At 51.1% G+C, this 20,102-nt stretch carries 15 protein-coding genes and 4 pseudogenes; 9 read left to right on the top strand and 10 right to left on the bottom strand.

Annotated features, from left to right (window positions below):
• Nucleotides 1–27: 27 nt before the first annotated feature.
• Entirely contained in the window at nucleotides 28–915 is an 888-nt protein-coding gene (gene rhtA, locus JM656_RS14455) for a threonine/homoserine exporter RhtA (protein ID WP_203358389.1), read from the bottom strand.
• Nucleotides 916–1,269: 354 nt separating this feature from the next.
• Between rhtA and ompX the strand changes: the two genes are divergently transcribed.
• Nucleotides 1,270–1,785: an outer membrane protein OmpX gene (gene ompX, locus JM656_RS14450; protein ID WP_192611671.1), complete on the top strand. Its 516-nt coding sequence runs from the start codon at nucleotides 1,270–1,272 to the stop codon at nucleotides 1,783–1,785.
• A gap of 99 nt (nucleotides 1,786–1,884) precedes the next feature.
• Here the strand turns inward: ompX and JM656_RS14445 are convergent, their stop codons facing one another.
• The 4 genes from JM656_RS14445 to JM656_RS14430 all read right to left on the bottom strand — a co-directional run bounded on the left by JM656_RS14445 (nucleotide 1,885) and on the right by JM656_RS14430 (nucleotide 5,656).
• Complete coding sequence (locus tag JM656_RS14445) at nucleotides 1,885–3,468, bottom strand: phosphoethanolamine transferase (RefSeq protein WP_203358388.1); 1,584 nt, start codon at nucleotides 3,466–3,468, stop codon at nucleotides 1,885–1,887.
• A gap of 267 nt (nucleotides 3,469–3,735) precedes the next feature.
• Entirely contained in the window at nucleotides 3,736–3,864 is a 129-nt protein-coding gene (gene mntS, locus JM656_RS14440) for a manganase accumulation protein MntS (RefSeq protein ID WP_203358387.1), read from the bottom strand.
• A 168-nt stretch (nucleotides 3,865–4,032) separates the two neighbouring features.
• The gene (locus tag JM656_RS14435) at nucleotides 4,033–5,073 is read right to left on the bottom strand and encodes a tyrosine-type recombinase/integrase (RefSeq protein ID WP_203358386.1); all 1,041 of its coding nucleotides are present in this window, start codon (nucleotides 5,071–5,073) and stop codon (nucleotides 4,033–4,035) included.
• Nucleotide 5,074: 1 nt separating this feature from the next.
• The gene (locus JM656_RS14430; RefSeq protein WP_203358385.1) at nucleotides 5,075–5,656 is read right to left on the bottom strand and encodes a phage repressor protein CI; all 582 of its coding nucleotides are present in this window, start codon (nucleotides 5,654–5,656) and stop codon (nucleotides 5,075–5,077) included.
• A 132-nt stretch (nucleotides 5,657–5,788) separates the two neighbouring features.
• Here JM656_RS14430 and JM656_RS14425 point away from each other — a divergent pair, with 132 nt between their 5' ends.
• The 5 genes and pseudogenes from JM656_RS14425 to JM656_RS14405 form a co-directional block, all read left to right on the top strand.
• Nucleotides 5,789–6,010 (top strand): hypothetical protein, encoded by a 222-nt coding sequence (locus tag JM656_RS14425; RefSeq protein WP_001247709.1) that lies wholly within the window; start codon nucleotides 5,789–5,791, stop codon nucleotides 6,008–6,010.
• A gap of 30 nt (nucleotides 6,011–6,040) precedes the next feature.
• A pseudogene (locus tag JM656_RS14420) lies at nucleotides 6,041–6,259 on the top strand (phage regulatory CII family protein); the annotation flags it as partial.
• A gap of 2 nt (nucleotides 6,260–6,261) precedes the next feature.
• Nucleotides 6,262–6,654 (top strand): annotated as a pseudogene (locus JM656_RS14415) (hypothetical protein); the annotation flags it as partial.
• Nucleotides 6,647–7,045: pseudogene (locus JM656_RS14410) on the top strand (phage tail protein); the annotation flags it as partial. The pseudogenes JM656_RS14415 and JM656_RS14410, both read left to right, overlap by 8 nt.
• Nucleotides 7,035–8,564: pseudogene (locus tag JM656_RS14405) on the top strand (hypothetical protein); the annotation flags it as partial. The pseudogenes JM656_RS14410 and JM656_RS14405, both read left to right, overlap by 11 nt.
• 647 nt (nucleotides 8,565–9,211) lie before the next feature.
• Here JM656_RS14405 and JM656_RS14400 read toward each other — a convergent pair.
• On the bottom strand, nucleotides 9,212–10,009 hold the full coding sequence (locus JM656_RS14400) for a hypothetical protein (RefSeq protein ID WP_203358384.1): 798 nt from the start codon (nucleotides 10,007–10,009) through the stop codon (nucleotides 9,212–9,214).
• Nucleotides 10,010–10,404: 395 nt separating this feature from the next.
• On the opposite strand from JM656_RS14400, the gene mntR reads away from it, so the two are divergent.
• On the top strand, nucleotides 10,405–10,878 hold the full coding sequence (gene mntR / locus JM656_RS14395) for a manganese-binding transcriptional regulator MntR (RefSeq protein WP_203358383.1): 474 nt from the start codon (nucleotides 10,405–10,407) through the stop codon (nucleotides 10,876–10,878).
• On the top strand, nucleotides 10,875–11,984 hold the full coding sequence (locus tag JM656_RS14390; protein ID WP_203358382.1) for an anion transporter: 1,110 nt from the start codon (nucleotides 10,875–10,877) through the stop codon (nucleotides 11,982–11,984). The genes mntR and JM656_RS14390 overlap by 4 nt, the downstream gene beginning before the upstream one ends.
• A gap of 72 nt (nucleotides 11,985–12,056) precedes the next feature.
• On the opposite strand, the gene ldtB is transcribed toward JM656_RS14390, so the two are convergent.
• Entirely contained in the window at nucleotides 12,057–12,977 is a 921-nt protein-coding gene (gene ldtB / locus JM656_RS14385; protein ID WP_203358381.1) for a L,D-transpeptidase, read from the bottom strand.
• Nucleotides 12,978–13,210: 233 nt separating this feature from the next.
• Between ldtB and JM656_RS14380 the strand changes: the two genes are divergently transcribed.
• Complete coding sequence (locus JM656_RS14380; protein ID WP_203358380.1) at nucleotides 13,211–14,803, top strand: ABC-F family ATPase; 1,593 nt, start codon at nucleotides 13,211–13,213, stop codon at nucleotides 14,801–14,803.
• Nucleotides 14,804–14,904: 101 nt separating this feature from the next.
• Here the strand turns inward: JM656_RS14380 and JM656_RS14375 are convergent, their stop codons facing one another.
• The 3 genes from JM656_RS14375 to JM656_RS14365 all read right to left on the bottom strand — a co-directional run bounded on the left by JM656_RS14375 (nucleotide 14,905) and on the right by JM656_RS14365 (nucleotide 20,018).
• On the bottom strand, nucleotides 14,905–16,197 hold the full coding sequence (locus JM656_RS14375) for a hypothetical protein (protein WP_203358379.1): 1,293 nt from the start codon (nucleotides 16,195–16,197) through the stop codon (nucleotides 14,905–14,907).
• A gap of 108 nt (nucleotides 16,198–16,305) precedes the next feature.
• The gene (locus JM656_RS14370) at nucleotides 16,306–18,699 is read right to left on the bottom strand and encodes a TIM-barrel domain-containing protein (protein ID WP_203358378.1); all 2,394 of its coding nucleotides are present in this window, start codon (nucleotides 18,697–18,699) and stop codon (nucleotides 16,306–16,308) included.
• 17 nt (nucleotides 18,700–18,716) lie between these two features.
• Nucleotides 18,717–20,018, bottom strand: a complete 1,302-nt coding sequence (locus JM656_RS14365; protein ID WP_203358377.1) for an MFS transporter — start codon at nucleotides 20,016–20,018, stop codon at nucleotides 18,717–18,719.
• Nucleotides 20,019–20,102: the final 84 nt, after the last annotated feature.

Below are 20,102 nucleotides of genomic sequence, written 5' to 3'. Positions count from 1 at the left end.
TGATGCACATCATGCAGAACGGCGACGTTAATTAATATCGACTTGCTCTATTTTGGTTTCGCGGCGCAGGGTGAGCGTTGAACCCATGGATGCCGCAATGATGGCGCATAAGGCCAGCGTCTGTACCCACGTCAGCGTCTCTCCCAGGAAGATCATCCCGGAAACGGCGGCCAGGGCAGGCTCCATACTCATCAGCGTGCCAAAGGTGCGCGTGGGCAGGCGTGTCAGCGCAATCATCTCCAGCGAGTAGGGCAGTGCTGTGGAAAGGACAGCAATAGCCAGGCCTATTGGGATAATCGACCAGTGCCACAGGGCATCACCCGCCTGGAGGACGCCAAGCGGGACAAAAACCATTGCAGCAATTAGCGAGCCGACTGCAACGGTGGCGGGACCGTGCTCCTCTCCCGCGCGGTGTCCGGTGAGAATATAAACCGCCCAGCAGGTGCCTGCCCCAAGCGCCAGTAACGCGCCGGTGAGATCAACATGAGACACGTCCTGCCCCAGCGGTAACAGAAACCACAGTCCGAGGACGGCCAGCGCCACCCAAATAAAATCTACAGGACGTCGTGAAGAAAACAGGGCCACCGCAAGGGGACCGGTGAATTCCAGCGCAACGGCGATACCCAGCGGTACCGTCTGGATCGACAGATAAAAGAGGTAGTTCATTCCCCCCAGCGACAGTCCATAAAACACCAGAGGAAGGCGCTGTTCTTTTGCAAAACGCAAACGCCAGGGTTTAAAGAACGCGATGAGGATTAACGTACCCAACGCAAGGCGCAGCGCAGTAACGCCCGGCGCGCCAACGATAGGGAATAGCGTTTTCGCCAGTGAAGCCCCGCTTTGAATAGAGGACATGGCAATAAGTAAAACCAAGATGGGTAACCAGACTGGCGTTTTTCGTGACGACCCCGGCATCCTTTCTCCTGTCAATAAGTGTGTAGAAAAGTAAAAGGGGGAGTGTAAAGGAAATAACCCTCTGGCGGTTGAGTATTCGTTGAAAAAAAAATCCAGAAAATCCGTAAAATGGGTGTTTGTTGATGGATTAATAATCTGCGTGATTAGGATTAATCTGGATGAACGTGCCATATTTTGCGCGTAATAATGGTGCAATCATGCGGAAAAGTGATGTTATTTGAAAGGGATAGCGAGCTTTGGAAACGTTCTGTTACATGAAAGGCTTCGTTAGACATCGCGAATCGCAAAGAGTTTCTCATCAATATTTGATATATTTAAAGCTTAGGATTTACTTGAAGCACATTTGAGGTGGTTATGAAAAAAATTGCATGTCTTTCAGCACTGGCCGCTGTACTGGCTATCTCCGCAGGTACTGCTGTAGCTGCTACTTCTACCGTTACTGGTGGTTACGCTCAGAGCGATGCTCAGGGCCAGGCCAACAAAATGGGCGGTTTTAACCTGAAGTATCGTTACGAGCAGGACAACAACCCGCTGGGCGTAATTGGTTCCTTCACCTACACCGAAAAAAGTCGTACCAACAGTGCAGGCGATTACAACAAAACCCAGTATTACGGCCTCACCGCTGGTCCGGCTTACCGTCTGAACGACTGGGCAAGCATCTACGGTGTAGTGGGTGTTGGCTACGGTAAATTCCAGGAAACGAATTTACCGACTGACAAACACGACACCAGTGACTACGGTTTCTCCTACGGTGCCGGTGTTCAGTTCAACCCGATCGAAAACGTTGCTCTGGACTTCTCCTACGAGCAGAGCCGTATTCGTAGCGTTGATGTTGGTACCTGGATCGCGGGTGTTGGTTACCGCTTCTAATCACTACGGTGATATGAAAAATCCGCCTCTTGGGGCGGATTTTTTTTGTCTGAAAATGGCGAAAGCGACGGGGGGATATCTCATCCCCCCGTTCGGTTATCACGATTTGGTGTCGAAGATGTCAGTGCCAAGGTGGTTGTAATCCACCTTCTGTAATTTGAAGTTGGTAATGAAGGTAGGCCCGGCTTTCTGCTCAGAGATGAAACGGTATTTGGTAGTGATCTCTTTTGTGCTGATCCCGGTCCATTGTGCGAAAAAGCCCAGGAAGTCATTAGCGGAACGGCGCGCTTTGATTTTGCGGTGGGTTTTATCATCGCTGGAGATCACCATAAACGGCACCTGGAAGTTCTGCTGGAACTGATCATCATGCGCCAGATATTGCACCTCTTTTCCGCGCTCTTTAAACGCCAGACCGTGATCGGAGAAATAGACCATCGAGAAACTGCTGCCGCTATTGCGCAACTGGTCGTACAGCTGGCGTAGCAGGTCGTCAGTTTGCGTCATGGTGTAGAGATAGCAGGATGTCTCTTTTGACTGCACGAATTCCGCGTATTTACCTTGCGTACGATCGCAGGCTTGCGGATGAGATCCCATTAAATGCAGGACAATAAGCTGCGGCTGCGTATGCTCGGTTTCGAGTACCTGGGCGGTCATTTTTAACAGCGCTTCGTCACGCGCATTTTTGTTCGCTTCAAAGTTGCCGTCTTTCAGGAAATGCACTTCGTCAGCACGTTTCGCAATACTGGCGATAGCGGTGTCGTACTCGCCAATTTGCCCCTGATTAGAGAACCACCATGTCTGGAAACCGGCGCGGTTGGCCAGCGTCACAAAGTTATCCTGATACTGCGGTTGATTGTCCACCACACGGTTAAGCGTCAGGCCAAGCGATTTTTGTGTGGATCCGCTCGCAGCAACGTAATCCATAAAAATATTGCCGTTGACCGTGCTGGCGAAGGGGGTGTTATCCCAGTGACCGCCAAACGCCCCCAGCGCGTCCCGGCGTGCACTTTCGCCAATCACCACCACATAGGTATGGTATTTGGGTTTGACCGCCGTCACAGTCCAGGTGTCCTTCATCCCGGCCAGTTTCGCCATCCGCGCCTTTTCATCAATCACTTCATTGTTATTGACGATAACGTCTTTGACGAAGCGGAATACCGGGTAACCCGTATCTTTCAGTTTAAAGACGCCGCCCCATGCCAGGTTTTGTACGGGGGTAACAAAGAACGTGATGACGCTAAACAGCAGGCACAGGCTGTTGAGCGTATTCCAGGGCTTCTTTTCGGTCTCTTTTTTGCGGCGAATAGCAATCACGCCCAGCGCAAAAATGAAGACGCCCACCAGGTAGTTGTACCACGGGAAGATCGTCAGGATCTCGGCCGACTCTTCCACGTTGGTCGAATGCATCGCCAGCAAGGTATTAAAGTTGGGCGAACCGTATGCCTGACCGAACGGGAAATACATTGCGGCGATCAGTGAACACACGCCGACCAATACCTTTTGCGTACGCGGCGCGCTGCGCCATAGCAGCAGCAATATGCAGGTAAAGGCTGCGCTATAAAGCAGGCTAAAGGGGTAACCCAGTGCGAGGTTAATCAGCAAAGATTGTAAAAAGTAAAAGGCCGTCCACGGGGTAATGACCCGGCTGCGGGCAATAAGCGAGTCTTTGAGGGTTAAATTCATATGCCACTATTACAAAAACGCCATGTGCTTACCCTGGCGCAAAGGGTTAATGCCTGCCTGAGAGTGCGTGAAGAGGGTATCTGCGTGCCGCAATATATGCAGGGCTGCAAGAAGATAGAACTTGCTCATGTTTAGGTCAACTACTACAGCGAAAATGTTTTGCGAAGGGGATAGCAAATCAGACAAAAAGAAGGGGTATTTGTGCTGAAACGATAAAATGATCTGTAGTGGAGAGAAGAAAATGATGCGGCGTACCGCGACGCCGCGTTAGTGTGAGGAGGGTTTACCCTGCTCTGGTTTGCCGTTGATCATATCGCACAGCATTGAGATCAGCATTAACCGTACCTTAAAGGGAGAGTGACTAAACACGCGCATGCACCTCTTGAATTCGTTCATATAAACCTCCTGACTTCTCGATCCCATCAATCCTTGAGGGATGACTGTATTACATACAGATATAGCACAGGCTATATTATAAAGCATCATCTATCTATAAAAAACAATAAGTTATAATGTTATCAATGAGTTACATTGGTTAATAATCGTTAGTATTTGGCAGTGTTTCTAAGTTGTCGCGACAATTTTGCGACATTTTAAGGGGTTGAGTCGCACAGCGTCCTCAAGATGGCTTGGAGCGAAATGCGCATAACGCATTGTCATAGTGATATCGGCATGGCCGAGGATTTTTTGCAGAACCAGTATATTTCCGCCGTTCATCATAAAGTGGCTGGCAAACGTATGGCGTAGTACGTGGGTAAGTTGACCGGCTGGCAATTCAATACCAGCACGTTCTAACGCAGAACGGAAAGCGTTATAGCAGGGCTTAGGGAACAGAGCGCCTTTCGTTTCAGGTATTTCAGCTAGAAGTTCATCATCTAAGGGAATAGTTCTGTTTCTTTTCCCCTTTGTTTTTACGAAAGTTACTTTGCCGCCAGCAATTTGTGAGCTCTTCAGTGTTGCGGCTTCATTCCACCTTGCCCCAGTAGCCAGGCAGATTTTTACAACTAACTCTAAGTAACTCACTTTACTGCGCTTGCATTCCAACAAAAGCCGATCAATTTCTTCAGCAGTGAGGAAGGCCATTTCAATTTCATCAGTGCGGTACTGTCTGACGTTCTCCAGTGGGTTTGGGGCTGACCATTCACCGATCCGTTTCAGTTCATTGAACACAGCCAGAAAATAAGCGTGTTCAAGATTCATTGTTTTAGGTGAAACCTTAGAAACACGGTTGGTGCGGGCATAATGCCCATCAAGCCTTTTAGCGCGGTATGCTGTAAATAGCTGGGCATTAAACTCTGTGGCCAGCGGGAATCCCATGCACTCCGCTGCCCAGGTCATGGCATCTTTACGCTTTTGACCATTACGCAGGGCTACGCCGTGGCGCTCATACCACATTGTGATCAGGTCGATTAGAGTCCGTTTGTCTTTCCCTTCACCCAGCCAGGGTGCACTGTCTACTTTTTGAAGCGTGTGGTTCTCAAATGCTAAGGCTTCTCCCTTTGTGGCAAATTTTTTACGTATACGCTTCCCGTTCTTACCATTGCTGCGGTTGACGGTATAGAAGTCGGCAATCCATTCGCCTGTAGAAAGTTTACGAACACTCATTTTATTTAATCGTCAGAACTACACGGCCAATGATTTTTATGTCATCAATTCCACAATCAAAAGCCATCCCGACACCGCTTACTCTGACTTTTCGTACTGGAATCCGCGTAAGGGTTCTAATGCTCGTTTTCCCTTCGATTTCGACTAACCAATCATCGTCATAAACCTCTGTGAAACTCTGTTCAACGATGTACTGATTGGAGCCATCAAGTATACAGGCCGGGTTTTCAGGAATGGGCTTCCCTTGTAAGAACATGACCTTATCCAGCATCAAGATGCCCGCGTCATAAAGCTGTCCATCGACAATTTTACGCCGAGGTACTCTGAGGATGTCTAATTCATCATCTTCAAACTTTTTACCTTGTCCGGTAGCCAACCATTCCAGATTAACGCCAGTTTCTGCCATGCACTTGATCATTATGTCGGCTGGAAGACCACCACGTTTATACCTAGATGACATGGAACTGGAGGCAATGCCCAATAGTTCTGCTAGCTGAAGTTTCTGAGTGAAGCCATAGGCTTCCAGTACGCGATCTAAAACAGGCGCGCTGTCCGTTTCGGGGTCTAGTCTAAATCTTGCCATAGTTAGCTCAAATGTAGAAAATATCTATCTGTAATTGACATCTAGATAAAATCTACATAATCTTCCCTCTCAAGTAGATGTTGACTAACAAAAACCGATATTGCCGTATCGGTGAAACTTGGAGTTTGCCTTATGCGTCCGAACATTACAATCATCATCCCGGAACCATACCTGCCCTTAGACGAGTATTGCCGCCGCACTGGCACCAACAAAGAAACCGCTAGGAACCTGATCGAATACGGGAAATTACCTATCAAGCCGAAGGGGAAGCAAAAGAAAGGCCTAGTTGAAGTCAATATGGCCGCGCTCACCATTCAGGCTTTAAGCGAATGTGACATTTCGCTTAATGCGTAATCCATCCTACGGATTAGGGAGAGGCAAACAATGTTTGATTACCAGACTTCCAAACATGCGCACTTTGATGCGGCTTGCCGAGCATTTGCGATTGAACACAATCTGGAAGATGTGGCCGCAGCCGTTGGTATGAGGCCGCAGATCCTGCGCAACAAATTGAACCCAGCGCAGCCGCACCGTTTAACCTGTGACGAGCTTTTAGCCATTACGGATTACACCGAGGATGCGCGTTTACTGGATGGGATGCTGTCTCCGCGCCGTTCGTGGATGCCGTTAATGATTACATCAATACGCAAGGCCATCACGGGCATGGTGATGATATGCAGTGTTATCCCATGCCAGAAACGCTTCACGATCTGGCCGTCACGGTGTACGTCAGCAACCTGAGCAATTTAAGTGATGACGAAACGAAAGCCTTGCGGGAAGGCATTGAAAACATGATCCGCTGCGCCTTCCGGGAAAACGCTGATTTTGACGTAAGGAAGACGTGGCCATATTCGCGGTTTTCGTTCTCCCAGCTGGGGCGCGAAATCCATAAAAGCTTTGCGCTACCTGAATCACTGGAATTTTCCCTGCACGATATCACCAGTGAACTTAATGTGCCGCGCCTGAAGTCACTGGTGGTGAGAATCGAAAATGAATGAATTTATGAAAAAGCTGGCCGGGATGGTGCTTCCCTCCTGGATGCGTAACGGCGAGCCGCAAAAGTTACTCAAAACCGCGCAGCGTTTCTGGGCTGAGGTTTACGGGTGGATTACCTGGCCACTGAACCAGTTTGATCCGCTGACCTGTTCGCCAGCCTTGCTGAACCTGCTGGCCTATGACCGGGACATTACCCGCTTTGATGGTGAGCCGCTAAAGCTGTTCCGCAAGCGTGTGGCGTATGCCTTCATCAACGCGCGTGATGCGGGTTCGGTTGAGGGCTTTATCAATATATTTGACCGCCTGGGCATTGGTTATGTGGAGCTACTGGAGCGCCAGCCGGGGATTGACTGGGATGTGATCCTGGTGCGGGTCACAGATAGTCAGATATCCGGATCTGGTGCTGCGCTGGTTCACCGGGTATGTGGAGCGCTCCCAGCCAGCTGAAAATGGGTTTCAGCGCCTGTTTGTGCGTGAGCTGGTTGGCGTGTTTGAACGTATGTGGCCATGCTCATTCCAGCATCCGACCTTACGCAGCGTGGCCAGCTGGTTAACGGAGCACAGCGGGTTAACTTTCAGCGTTCCGGGTGCAGATTATTCAGACCGTCCGATCCCTCATTTCGCACACAGCGGCACGGGATATCAGTTGCTGGATAACCTGGGTAAAGCCTTTGGCATTGCTGATTATGTCTGGTACCAGCTGCCGGATGGTGGTGTGTATATCGGAGGCGCGGAAAAGGCGCTTTTTGCCGGGCGGCCGATCGATATTGCGGCAGAATTCAGCCAGGGCGCAGCGGGTGGTAATTCGATGACTGTTCCACTGATTCAGAGCCTGCGGCCAGGGGTGGAAATGAACGGCGAGCGCGTGACTAAGGTTCATCTGACCAATGACACGATGGCCATCACCTGGACACCACGCAACCGGGCAACCGGAAAGCCACTGCAAAAAACACCGTTACAGCGGCAGATTGAAAGCCATTATCCGGAGCTGGCATCGGGGCTACATGTGCCGAAGTTCGCCAGGGTGGTGGCACCCAGCGAAACGGTGAAAAGCGGCAATTTCTCCGATCCGTTCAGGCCACGCTATGCCGTCGATGTTCAACTGCTGGACGCGGACGGGAATCCTGACCAGAACACGCCAGTTTACGCAGCCGTTCCGCTGCCTGTGCCTATGGCCGGTAATGATTCGGGGATGTTCCAGTTTCCGCCAGAAGGAACAATGGTGGAGGTGGGCTTTACGGGCGGAAGGCCGGATAAGCCCTTTATCCGGCAGACCGTACCAGACGGAACCAGCCTCCCGGATATTCAGCCCGGCGAGCAGTTGCAGCAGCAGCGGGCGGAAGTATCACAGCGGGTGACGCAGGCGGGGGACTGGGTAAGGCAGACAGACCAGACCATCAGCGAAACCTCTATGGCGCGAGCCATCAAAGCGGACACTGAGAGCCGGGAGCTGATTAGCCGCGAAACGACGATTAAGGCCGCAGACAGTTTAACTGTAGTTGGAACGGCCAGACTGATGGCCGGGGCAATCCAGCAAATCAGCACCGGGGATTACAGCCAGGCAGTTAATAACCGGGTGGCCAGCATCGGCGGTAACGATGAAACAGAGGTTGCCGGAGTTAAAAGCGTCACAACGGGTAAAAACCTGATCGAGAAGATTGGCCAGATACGCCAGAGCGTGGCGGCAGTAAAACAGGAAATCATTGCCCCCGTAGTCTGGATAGGGTCGCAGAGCATAAACGTGGCACAGTTGATGCTGGACACGCTGGATGTGGTTAAGGAGCTGGCAGAGCAAACCGCCAGCCATACGCACAGCAACACAGGCACCCCATTAAACGCGGGCGATATCAGAAGCACCGGAAGCCAGGCGGAAAGCCTCAGTAAGAAATATTCACCCGTCATCGGCCAGTAACCCCACAGCCCGCATAAGCGGGCTTTTTTGCGTCCCTATCCCCTTGCGGGGATAAAGGCGTGTCTATCTCTTAAAGGGGATATCCCACCAGAAGCAATATGCCGCCGTATAAGAGGCACGCCCGGAATAACACTCACCGCAACACCCAATGCAGATCGTGCGAGCAGCGAGCCACTGAGCGCGTGACAGCCTGACAAAATAAATGTGTCGCAGACAAAAACGGCACTACACCGCACCCGCCTGCGGTTTCTGGATCGCAAAGTTTTTTCAGTCCGAATTTTTTACAAACGACCTCACCAGCCCGCGCCACTGCTGGGGCGTTGCGGCTAGGGGCAAACTGAAAAGAATGAAAAGAATTTCAGCATTTTTCAGTAATAGGAGAACATTTAAAATGTTGAGATGTAACTTAACTGATTGATATATAGATATAAAATTGTATTTAGATGAAAAAGGAAAGCCTCCTGTGTGCTGATAGGCTAGGCTGGGAAATATAGAAAAGATAAGCATATCATTGGGTTGTTGGATATGCACATGTCAGGTAATCTGAAAAAAATGTACTAAGAAAAAATTGATTTAATTATAAAATGAGCCGAATTGAGGAGGCATCGGCTCATTAAATACGGTAGAAAATGTAAATTCATGTAGGGTTAATTTCTATTTATTGCCAGAGTTAATGCAGACGTCCCTTTGTCATGACTACGCTTTCCTATAGCAATGCCTATATCACACTGAATTTCATTTCCGCCAAAGATTCCAGCGTCATTTATTACTACGTTATCACCATTGATTTTAAATTCCACGCCGTTACAAAATAAACTTCCTTTCTTTATTTCTATCTTATTTGGAGGTAGGAACTCTAATTCTAATAATATTTTTCTTGCTTTTTCTCTAATGGTTAAAGTAGTGGCAATTAATTGAATATCCCAAGTGGATACATTATAAACCAATTGATTATTTTCTATTTTGAGTAGAGGGTCGTTAGTTCTGTCAAATAAATTCACATTCAGTAGTATATGGTTATCTTGTATTATAAAAGCTAATATTGGTATTCCATCAACCATTATTGGAACCATTACGGTGAAAGCTTCCTCTTTGCGCACTTTCCTGCTAAATATATTTGTTCCAATTTTAATTTTCATTTCATCCCCATAAAAATGAAGATTGTATGGTTTTGATACTCCATTTTTTAGGTTAAAGGGATTGGCATTTGCTCGATATACAACTTCTTTAGGTAACAACCTGTTGGTCTTTTCTTTATGGTGTTGATCGCATAGAAGGGTTATTTCTTCCGCTACATGTCTTTTTACTGTTGCCCATTCTTCCATATGTTCATATTCATAAAGTGGTAACCCACAAATCACACATCCGAAACCACAGCGTTGTCTAACCTCTCTTTGAATTGGAAGAGGGATATTTCTGCTTGTGCACTCTACATTTTCGCTCATTATTAGCCCCTATAATGTTGCTGATTTCATCTGCATTTTTTAACCTGATTAGATGAATCAAATATGATTCTCACTTAACTTGCAAATTATCATAAACATCCCTTGTTTAATTACCTACTAAATGATAACCAATATAACATTGCGCATACAAGTTTGAAATTGACCTTGAGGATGACTGAGGGTTCATGTCTGTTAGAATGCTTGAGACGATTTTGAGTCATTTCTGTCATTGTATTATGATAACTCATTGTTTTTAATGTGTTTTTTTAATAAATCAAAGCTATATTATATAGCTATTGCTAAAACGTTAATTTTTTGTGCCAGGACAACTCTGGTTTACAATGACTTCTCTTACATCAGATACAGTCAACACGTCACAGTCATGGGGAAGCAGAATGAGTCGTCGCGCAGGTACGCCAACAACAAAAAAAGTGACGCAATTAGTGAATGTCGAGGAGCATGTCGAGGGGTTTCGTCAGGTCAGGGAAGCGCACCGTCGTGAACTGATTGATGACTATATCGAGCTGATTTCCGACTTAATCATCGAGGTCGGGGAGGCGCGTCAGGTCGATATGGCGGCCCGACTCGGTGTTTCGCAACCCACCGTCGCCAAAATGCTTAAACGGCTGGCCTCGGTCGGGCTGATTGAAATGATCCCCTGGCGAGGGGTGTTCCTGACCCCGGAAGGGGAGAAACTGGCGCAAGAGACCCGTGAGCGGCATCAGATCGTTGAAAATTTTCTGCTGGTGCTGGGTGTGAGTGCGGATATCGCGCGCCGGGATGCAGAGGGAATGGAGCATCACGTGAGTCAGGAAACGCTGGAGGCTTTTCGACTGTTTACACAAAAGAACGGAACCGCATCTGAATGAGTCTTCCCTTTTTGCGCGCGCTCAGGCGCGATCGCTTTTTTCAGTTGTTGATGATTATTGGGATTGGCTTAAGTTTTTGTGTACCGTTTGCGCCTCGTCGTTGGCTCGCTGCCATTGACTGGCATACCATTATTACCCTCAGCGGTTTGATGCTGCTGACAAAAGGGGTTGAGCTGAGCGGCTACTTCGATGTGCTGGGGCGCCGAATGACCCGCCGGTTTGCCACAGAGCGTCGTCTGGCGATGTTCATGGTGCTGGCGGCCGCAGGGTTGTCGACGTTTCTGACCAACGATGTGGCGTTGTTTATCGTAGTCCCTCTCACCATTACCCTCAAAAAACTGTGCGCGATTCCGGTTAATCGGCTGATCATTTTTGAAGCGCTGGCGGTGAATGCCGGTTCACTGCTCACCCCCATTGGCAACCCGCAAAATATTCTGTTGTGGGGACGTTCTGGCCTCTCATTTACCGCCTTTACCTGGCAGATGCTGCCGCTCGCTGTCGCAATGATGCTGACCTTGCTGGTGCTGTGCTGGTTCTGTTTTCCGGCGAAAGCGCTGCAATACCATACCGGGACGCGCTCGCCAGACTGGCAGCCGCGGCTGGTGTGGAGTTGTTTCGGGTTGTACATTGTCTTTCTGACTGCGCTGGAGCTGAAGCAGGAGCTGTGGGGCCTGGCAATTGTGGCGGCAGGGTTTGTGGTACTGGCGCGCCGGGTAGTGCTTAGCGTTGACTGGACGTTGCTGCTGGTGTTTATGGCGATGTTTATCGACGTGCATTTATTAACCCAACTTCCCGCGTTGCAGGCGATTTCAGGCAATATCGGCACGCTTTCCGGACCGGGACTTTGGTTGACGGCTATTGGACTGTCGCAATTTATCAGCAACGTGCCCACGACGATTTTACTGTTGAACTATGTACCGCCTACGCTGTTGCTGGCATGGGCTGTTAATGTCGGCGGTTTCGGTCTGTTACCGGGCTCACTGGCAAATCTGATTGCTTTACGCATGGCAAACGACCGACGCATCTGGTGGCGTTTCCATTTGTATTCGTTACCGATGTTGGTATGGGCGGCGTTGGTAGGGTATGGATTGTTGCTGTTGAGATAGCGCTTAAGCAGGATGTTGGCTGGCGTGTTAAAGGCCCGATAAGCATAGCGCTATCGGGCCTTTTTCATGGAATTAGTTCAGACGAATCGGCATACCAGAACGGTTCTGTACCGCCTGTTCAACGACGGACTGATCGACGTCAGGCTGACCGGTGATGCTCGTAATGCTCTTGTTCAGCGTAATCGGCACGATCTCACCGCCTTCAAACTGAGCTTCAGTGGTCGACAGTGGGTTATGCACCTCAATGTAGCGGCTGCCGTCTGGCTCGGTGGTAGCTTTCACAGGTTCATCAATGAACTGAACGCGCGTACCGACCGGCACATTCTGAAACAGGAATTTGATGTCTTCGTTACGCAGACGCACACAACCGTGGCTCACGCGCAAACCAACACCAAAGTTGGCGTTAGTACCGTGGATGGCATACAGACGGCCAATGTACAGGGCGTACAGACCCATCGGGTTATCCGGACCGGCAGGTACGACCGCAGGCAGTGGTTCACCCGCAGCACGGTATTCGGCGTGCATTTTTGCCGTCGGCGTCCAGGTCGGGCCTGCTTTTTTACGTTCCACTTTGGTGGTCCAGTTGATCGGCGTATCTTTACCTAACTGGCCAATACCAATCGGCAGCACGATAACGGTGTTGGTGCCTTTCGGGTAGTAGTACAGACGCATTTCAGCACTGTTGATGACAATACCTTCATGCACGGTATCCGGCAGGATCAGCTGCTGCGGAATGTTCAGCACCGTACCGCCTTTCGGCAGGAAGGTATCCACGCCAGGGTTCGCTTCCAGCATGTTGGAAAGACCCATCTGGTATTGGGCTGCAAAATATTCCAGCGGCTGGGTGTTGCCTTCCGGGACAGTGATGACCTGGTTTTGGCCAATCACCCGGCTACCGTCTGTCGGTAGTGGATACGTAACGGCTGAAGCAGTGCTGCAAAAGCCAACAACTGCGAGTGCCGCCGCGAAAAACGTTGTCAATTTCATATTCATATTCATTTATGCGAGATTCAGTGCCAGGCAGGCTATTGGGTTGAGAATTCTGTAGTGTTGGGAGCGCATTATATGTGCATTCGGGTTCACAGGGAAATCAGATGTGTACGAAATCACATTTTTCCCTTGATCTGACCTTTTGTTCTGCGTTCCTGCTCCTGACAATACGCGATCTTATTTAAGACTTGTGGCATAATATGCGGTTTGTCACATATTTTTCTCAGGATACGCCAGTGTTAGTTTCCAGCAACGTCACCATGCAGTTCGGCAGTAAGCCGCTGTTTGAAAATATTTCCGTCAAATTTGGCGGCGGCAACCGTTACGGCCTGATTGGCGCGAACGGTAGCGGTAAATCCACCTTTATGAAAATCCTCGGCGGCGACCTTGAGCCGACGCTGGGTAACGTCTCCCTCGATCCCAATGAGCGTATTGGTAAGCTGCGTCAGGATCAGTTTGCGTTCGAAGAGTTCACTGTACTGGATACGGTGATCATGGGCCACGCTGAACTGTGGGAAGTGAAACAAGAACGCGATCGCATCTACGCGCTGCCGGAAATGAGCGAAGAAGACGGCTATAAAGTGGCCGATCTGGAAGTGAAATACGGCGAGATGGACGGCTATTCTGCCGAATCCCGCGCGGGTGAACTGCTGCTGGGTGTTGGTATTCCGGTAGAACAGCATTACGGCCCGATGAGCGAAGTCGCTCCCGGCTGGAAGCTGCGTGTGCTGCTGGCGCAGGCGCTGTTCTCAAACCCGGACATTCTGTTGCTTGATGAACCGACCAACAACCTGGACATTGACACCATTCGTTGGCTGGAGCAGACGCTGAACGACCGCGACAGCACCATGATCATTATCTCGCACGACCGTCACTTCCTGAACATGGTCTGTACGCACATGGCGGATCTGGATTACGGCGAGCTGCGTGTTTATCCCGGTAACTATGACGAGTACATGACAGCGGCAACCCAGGCGCGTGAACGTCTGCTGGCCGATAACGCCAAGAAGAAAGCGCAGATTGCCGATCTGCAGTCCTTCGTTAGCCGCTTTAGCGCCAACGCCTCGAAATCGCGTCAGGCAACGTCACGTGCGCGTCAGATTGATAAGATCAAGCTCGACGAAGTGAAGGCTTCCAGCCGTCAGAACCCGTTCATCCGTTTCGAACAGGATAAGAAACTGTTCCGTAACGCGCTGGAAGTGGAAGCGCTGGCCAAAGGTTTTGATAACGGTCCGCTGTTTAAAAACTTCAATTTGCTGCTGGAAGTGGGCGAGAAGGTTGCCATCCTGGGGGCGAACGGCGTGGGTAAATCGACCATGCTGAAAGCGCTGGTAGGTGACATGGCGCCGGATAATGGCACCGTTAAATGGTCTGAGAATGCGCAAATTGGCTACTACGCGCAGGATCACGAATATGAGTTCGAAAACGATCTGACTGTTTTCGAATGGATGAGTCAGTGGAAACAGGAAGGTGACGACGAGCAAGTTGTTCGTAGCTTCCTTGGTCGTCTGCTGTTCAGCCAGGACGATATCAAAAAGCCCGCTAAGGTGCTGTCCGGTGGTGAAAAAGGGCGCATGCTATTCGGTAAGTTGATGATGCAGAAACCAAATATTCTGGTGATGGATGAACCAACCAACCACCTGGATATGGAATCTATCGAATCGCTGAACATGGCGCTGGAGATGTATCAGGGCACGCTGATCTTCGTTTCTCACGACCGCGAATTCGTTAGCTCGCTGGCAACCCGCGTGATCGAAATTACGCCGGAACGCGTGATCGACTTCACCGGTAACTACGAAGATTATCTGCGTAGCAAAGGCGTCGAATAATCAGGCTCTAATACTGCCTGAGCAATGCCCAATGCAACATTGGGCATTTTTCCTGAGACCTTCCCCCGGCTTGTGGTCAGGGGAAGGTGCAAACCCCATACTTAGCTCTTCGACACTGTCGTTTCTTCCTGCAAATATTTCTTACCGACGTCCAGATACTGCTGCCAGTCGTAATGAAAGAGATCGTGAACCCCTTCCCGATAGTGATAGTTCAGACGACTGTGTAACGGCTGTCCTGTTTTTGGCTGTTGGTCGGTCGTGAAAATATCATCGGTATAAAGCCGATAGACGCTTTTGGCGGCCACGACAGATAAAAACTCGCCTTTGGGATCCGACCATTGATCCTCTTTCGCGCTGGCGACATACACCGGGCGGGGGGCGATCAGGTCGATCAACATATGCTGGTCTACGGGTAACGCATCAATGTTATTGGCATAGCTCGCGTATTTGGCCGAGAACCAGTGCGGGAAATCGGTGGTGATTGACGCCAGCGTTTCGCCATAGTTACGGCGTGCCAGCGCCGCGCCGCCTTCACCGGCGTTGTTGGCGATGACGTAGCGAAAACGCACATCACTGGCGCCTGCCCAGAGTGCCGTTTTGCCCAACCGTGAATGACCGATGACCGCCAGACGGTCGCTGTCGACATCCTTACGGGTTTGCAGATAATCCGCGACGGCGCTTAAACCGCCGGCCCAGACGCCAATCGCGGAATAGTCGCCCACCGCTTCGCCGGGACGGCTGGTTTGAATAAAGCGTTTAAAATCAGCAGGGTTATCGGCAACGACGTCACCATAATACAGGGTGGCGACACCAAAGCCTTGCGACACGATGTCATTGAATGGCCAGCGATAGGCGCGCACGCCGCGCGAGGCGGGGGTGAAGGTATTGTGCAGCGTCGTGACCTGTGTGGGGTCGACTTTGTTGCCACAGACCAGCGGGTTCGCCCATTGCGTGGAAACAGGCAGCGCAGGATTGAACGTTACCGCGTGGTTGCCGCAGAAGTTATACCCGACGAACACCGGCACCGGTTTGGCAGAATCAGGCATATATATCAGCAATTGCGCAGGCCGACCGTCCAGCGATAAATCCACCGTCTGCCAATAGCCTTTGGAAAGCGTTAAGGGATGTTTTGCCGATGTTTTTATGACTTTCACCTGCTTAAACGTGAAAGTTTTGCCGTACACGTTGTCATGAAACAGATTTAAAATTTCACTACGCCGCGTTGTTTCCCATGTGAGTCTGGCATCCTTTGTGCCCGCCGGAATTGCCTGCGGCAGCGACAAGGAGCCTGTTTTGTTTTCATCGTAATTGGGTTTGAAGCCTTCGGCGGCAAAGGTTGAAGGGGCGGTGAAGGCGGCAAGCGAGACAACGACAGCTAAGATAGTCTTGTTCATAAAAACTCCGTGAAGGGGTCCATTCATGTCCGACTCTCCCAAAGACGCCCGTCGTGGGCGTCTCTGTTGACAGGTAAGCACCGTACAAGATGGAACTCACCGTTGATGTCACTGCAATGTGGAGGTGGAGAGGCAAAAATGCGCATCGTCCCGTGAAACTTCTTTGCCATCGATAAACACGGCGCGTGGGTCGTTGCCCGCCAGCGTAACGGCCAGTTTGTGCCACGCAGGCTGATAGTGGCCTTTACGGGTGAAGTTCACATGGATCGCGTTGGCGCTGCAACGCATCTCCCACGCGAGCCACAGCGCATTGCCTTGCTGATAATTCCAGCTCTCGCCATCATCTTCAAACAACATACCGGTCGTCGTGTCTGTGCCCTTCACGGGGAAGAGTTTCAGTTCGCGCGTAGTGTCTTTCTCTGCGCTGACGTGGGTGATGCGTTCGCTCAGCGGTAAACCGGCGCCTGCCCGTACCAGCAGCGGCAGTTTTTCCAGTGGGGCATCGCGGGTAATCCACTGGCCGCCAGAGAACCATTCGTGAGTGTAAAAATCGTACCAGCCTGTTTCGTTATCCGGTAACCAGATGCGGCGCTGGCGCTGGCCCTCTTCAACTACGCTGGCGACTAAAATATCGCGGCCAAGCAGGAAATCGTCGCACTCTTCGAAGGTTTGCTCATCATGCTCATGGTCGAGGAACGTTGGGCGCAGCATCGGCTCATCGTCGGCATGAGCTTGCCAGAGCAGGGTATAAAAATAGGGCATTAAGCGATAACGCAGCTCAATCGCACTGCGAATGGCGGGCGTCACTCCGGGGTACATCCACGGCTCATTGACCGTATGGTCGTCATTCCACGAGTGAATGGTAAAGCGTGGGTGCATCACGCCGTTCTGTACCCAGCGCACGAACAGTTCTGCATCCGGTTTGTCGCCGGAGAAACCGCCCACGTCGTGGCCGACGTTAAACAGACCGGAAAGGCTCATCCCCAGCCCCATTCTTGTGTTGTAGCGCAGCGTGTCCCAGTTGGTGCGGTTGTCGCCACTCCAGGTCTGGACGTAGCGCTGCATCCCGGCGCAGCCGGAGCGCGAGATCAGATACGGGCGTTTTTCCGGGGCAAAGCGCTGCTGGGCTTCCATAGAGGCGCGCATCATCAGCAGAGGCATCACCGGGCGAATGTGCTTAATGGCGATTTCCTGGCCAAAACCGTGACAGCGGGCTTCGCCGTCCCACACTTCAAACTCGTTGTTGTCGTTCCAGGTCGAGTCGATACCCATCTCCAGCAACTGGGTCGTCACGCCATCCTGCCACCATTGAATAGTCTGCGGGTTGGTAAAATCGAGATTAGACCCTTCATCGTCCCAGAAGCTGGAACGTTCCGGCGCATTCGTTTCTGAATCGCGAATGAACAGACCTTTTTCAGCGACTTCGCTATAACGCGGATGGTCTTGCAACAAGCACGGCTTGATGTTGGCCGCCAGTTTCAGTCCTGCGTCATGGAACGCGCGGGACATTACTTTCGGCTGCGGCACTTTGTCGTAGTTCCAGTTGAAGACGTAGCGCTTGCCGTTGATCGAGGTGTAGCCGGAAGAAAGCTGGAATGAATCGCACGGAATCGCGTGTTCTTCGCACAGGCGAATAAAGTTCATCAGCTGGTTTTGCGCATCCGGCGCGTCGGTGTAGTGCATAGTCGAACCGCTATAGCCCAGACTCCACTTCGGTCCGAACAGCGTTTTTCCTGTCAGACGCACAAACGCTTTGGTCACGTCCAGCACCCGCTTGCCGGTAAACATGTAGTAATCGATATCACCGGCTTCCGCCTGCCAGCGGCGATACGCGGTGTGATAGTTGTCAATTTCATTACCCAGATCCAGCCAGCAGCTGCTCAGGTTGTCATAAAAAAGACCGTAGCTCACATCATCACGGCGGGTGATGGTGAAGGGAATATGTTTGTACAGCGGGTCGGTGCTGACGGCGTTATAGCCCATCGCATCCAAATTGCGCATCTCATAGCGTTTACCGTTGCGCTGTAAATTACCGGCTTTCTCACCCAGCCCGTAAAAGCGCTCATCTTTCCGGCGGCTCAGGTAGTGCGCCACGCCGTCGCCGTGGGCGTTCAGCAGATAGGCGCTGGTGCTGCGATCGCTCGCCAGCGGCTGCCAGTCGCCCGCCTCATCGCGATAATGCCACTCCAGCCACAGCGGCTGGTGGACGGTGACGCGCAGCTGTTCAGTGCTGATCGTCACGGTTTCGTCCTGCTGATCCAGAATCCACGCCGGGCAGCTAAAGCCGCTGAGGTCATCGCGATGGCGCCCCTCCCAGGGCACATCTTGCTTAGGTGCGATGCTCCAGGTTCTGTCCAGCGCCAGCGCGCCTTTACGCTTAATCAGTACGCGGAACAGATTCTCTTCCAGTACATACAGGCATACGCGGTGCTGGTTATCCACCAGCAGCTCCAGATGATGCGCTGATTGCTTATCAACGATCCAGTTCTTCAGGGTTTTCATATGCAATACATCCACTATCAAGCGCGCTTGGCGCGACGTTCAGCAATAAATGCCACCAGGAAAATAGCGCCAATCAGGTCGAAGAAGCCCATGGCGATGAAGAGTGGGTTAAAGCCGATTTTGTCAGCGGTAACACCAATCAAAAGGGAGAACAGGAAACTGGCGATCCACGCCGCCGAACCGCGCATGCCGTTGACGGTCGCCATCTGACCTTTATCAAATGACTCCACGACCAGCGCACTCAGCATGCAGGAGATGATCTGATGCCCGAAGCCGCCGATGGACATCAGGATCACGGCAACAATCGGATCCCGGGTGATCGCCACCGCGGCGAGCGAAATCATCATAAATGCGCCGGTGACGGAGCTGGCGATGGTTGAGTTAACGCGTGAGTAGCCGAACAGGCGGGTATAGAGTTTGGTCAGATAGCCACTTGCCACGCTGCCCAGATCAGCGGCGAGAAACGGCAGCCAGGCAAATAAGGCGATCTGCTTGAGATCCATATTGTATTCTTTGGCGAAGTAGAGCGGCATCCAGAAACTGAACACTGCCCATGCCGGTTCTGCCATAAATGCCGGGATGGCAATACCATAAAAACGTTTGTTTTTAGCGACGCCTTTCAGCGCGGTGAAGAAGGGCTGTTTTACGGGCGCGGGCTCGTTGTCCTGCTTGATCCAGGCCAGCTCGTCCTTGCCGAGATTCGGGTGTTTTTCCGGGTTATGGTAGAACGCCCACCACAGAATCACCCACAGCAGCGCCAGCACGCCGGTGAACATAAATGCACCCTGCCAGCCAAAAGAAGCGTGGGCAAAGTAAATAATTGGCGGCGCTAACATCGCACCAATTGAGAACCCCACGCCTGCCCAACCTGCGGCAATCGGGCGTTCGGTTTTCGGAAACCATTCGCCAAGGGTTTTGGCGTTGGCCGGGGTGGCAGCGGCTTCGGCACCGCCCATAAAGAAGCGCAGAATCGCCAGATGCAGCCAGTTCCCGGCGCCAGCGTGAGCGATACAGGCAATGGCCCACAAACAGGCGCAGATCATAAAGCCGAGCTTCAGACCGATCACATCAATCAGCCAGCCGCACAGGGGCTGGAAAAGGGTGTAAGCGAGCTGGAAGGCGCCGACGATCCAGGAATATTGTTCGGTGGTAATACCCAGACTGTCTTTGAGCTCCGGGGCCAGAATACCTAACGAGTTTCGCGTGATGTAGTTAACCGTGACGCCAAGTAAAAACAGCACCAGCATGTACCAGCGCAAGTTTTTCATGACACGGCGGGTTTTGCTTGCCGTAACTGTGTTGTTAATGTCCTGACTCATTTCTTTCTCCACAAGACGGACGATATAGGGAAAATTCATTCCAGTTGTCATACAGATTTGTATCGATTTGATATGTATCTGTTT

This window comes from Citrobacter sp. R56 (assembly GCF_016811995.1).
In the GTDB taxonomy this organism is placed as follows: Bacteria; Pseudomonadota; Gammaproteobacteria; order Enterobacterales; family Enterobacteriaceae; genus Citrobacter_D; species Citrobacter_D enshiensis.
This window is presented reverse-complemented; position numbering and strand designations above follow the sequence as displayed.

Excerpts from the sequence above, each read along its gene's own strand:
- rhtA (WP_203358389.1), bottom strand. The coding sequence starts at position 915 with ATGCCGGGGTCGTCACGAAAAACGCCAGTCTGGTTACCCATCTTGGTT.
- ompX (WP_192611671.1), top strand. The coding sequence starts at position 1,270 with ATGAAAAAAATTGCATGTCTTTCAGCACTGGCCGCTGTACTGGCTATC.
- JM656_RS14445 (WP_203358388.1), bottom strand. The coding sequence starts at position 3,468 with ATGAATTTAACCCTCAAAGACTCGCTTATTGCCCGCAGCCGGGTCATT.
- mntS (WP_203358387.1), bottom strand. The coding sequence starts at position 3,864 with ATGAACGAATTCAAGAGGTGCATGCGCGTGTTTAGTCACTCTCCCTTT.
- JM656_RS14435 (WP_203358386.1), bottom strand. The coding sequence starts at position 5,073 with ATGAGTGTTCGTAAACTTTCTACAGGCGAATGGATTGCCGACTTCTAT.
- JM656_RS14430 (WP_203358385.1), bottom strand. The coding sequence starts at position 5,656 with ATGGCAAGATTTAGACTAGACCCCGAAACGGACAGCGCGCCTGTTTTA.
- JM656_RS14425 (WP_001247709.1), top strand. The coding sequence starts at position 5,789 with ATGCGTCCGAACATTACAATCATCATCCCGGAACCATACCTGCCCTTA.
- JM656_RS14400 (WP_203358384.1), bottom strand. The coding sequence starts at position 10,009 with ATGAGCGAAAATGTAGAGTGCACAAGCAGAAATATCCCTCTTCCAATT.
- mntR (WP_203358383.1), top strand. The coding sequence starts at position 10,405 with ATGAGTCGTCGCGCAGGTACGCCAACAACAAAAAAAGTGACGCAATTA.
- JM656_RS14390 (WP_203358382.1), top strand. The coding sequence starts at position 10,875 with ATGAGTCTTCCCTTTTTGCGCGCGCTCAGGCGCGATCGCTTTTTTCAG.
- ldtB (WP_203358381.1), bottom strand. The coding sequence starts at position 12,977 with ATGAATATGAAATTGACAACGTTTTTCGCGGCGGCACTCGCAGTTGTT.
- JM656_RS14375 (WP_203358379.1), bottom strand. The coding sequence starts at position 16,197 with ATGAACAAGACTATCTTAGCTGTCGTTGTCTCGCTTGCCGCCTTCACC.
- JM656_RS14370 (WP_203358378.1), bottom strand. The coding sequence starts at position 18,699 with ATGAAAACCCTGAAGAACTGGATCGTTGATAAGCAATCAGCGCATCAT.
- JM656_RS14365 (WP_203358377.1), bottom strand. The coding sequence starts at position 20,018 with ATGAGTCAGGACATTAACAACACAGTTACGGCAAGCAAAACCCGCCGT.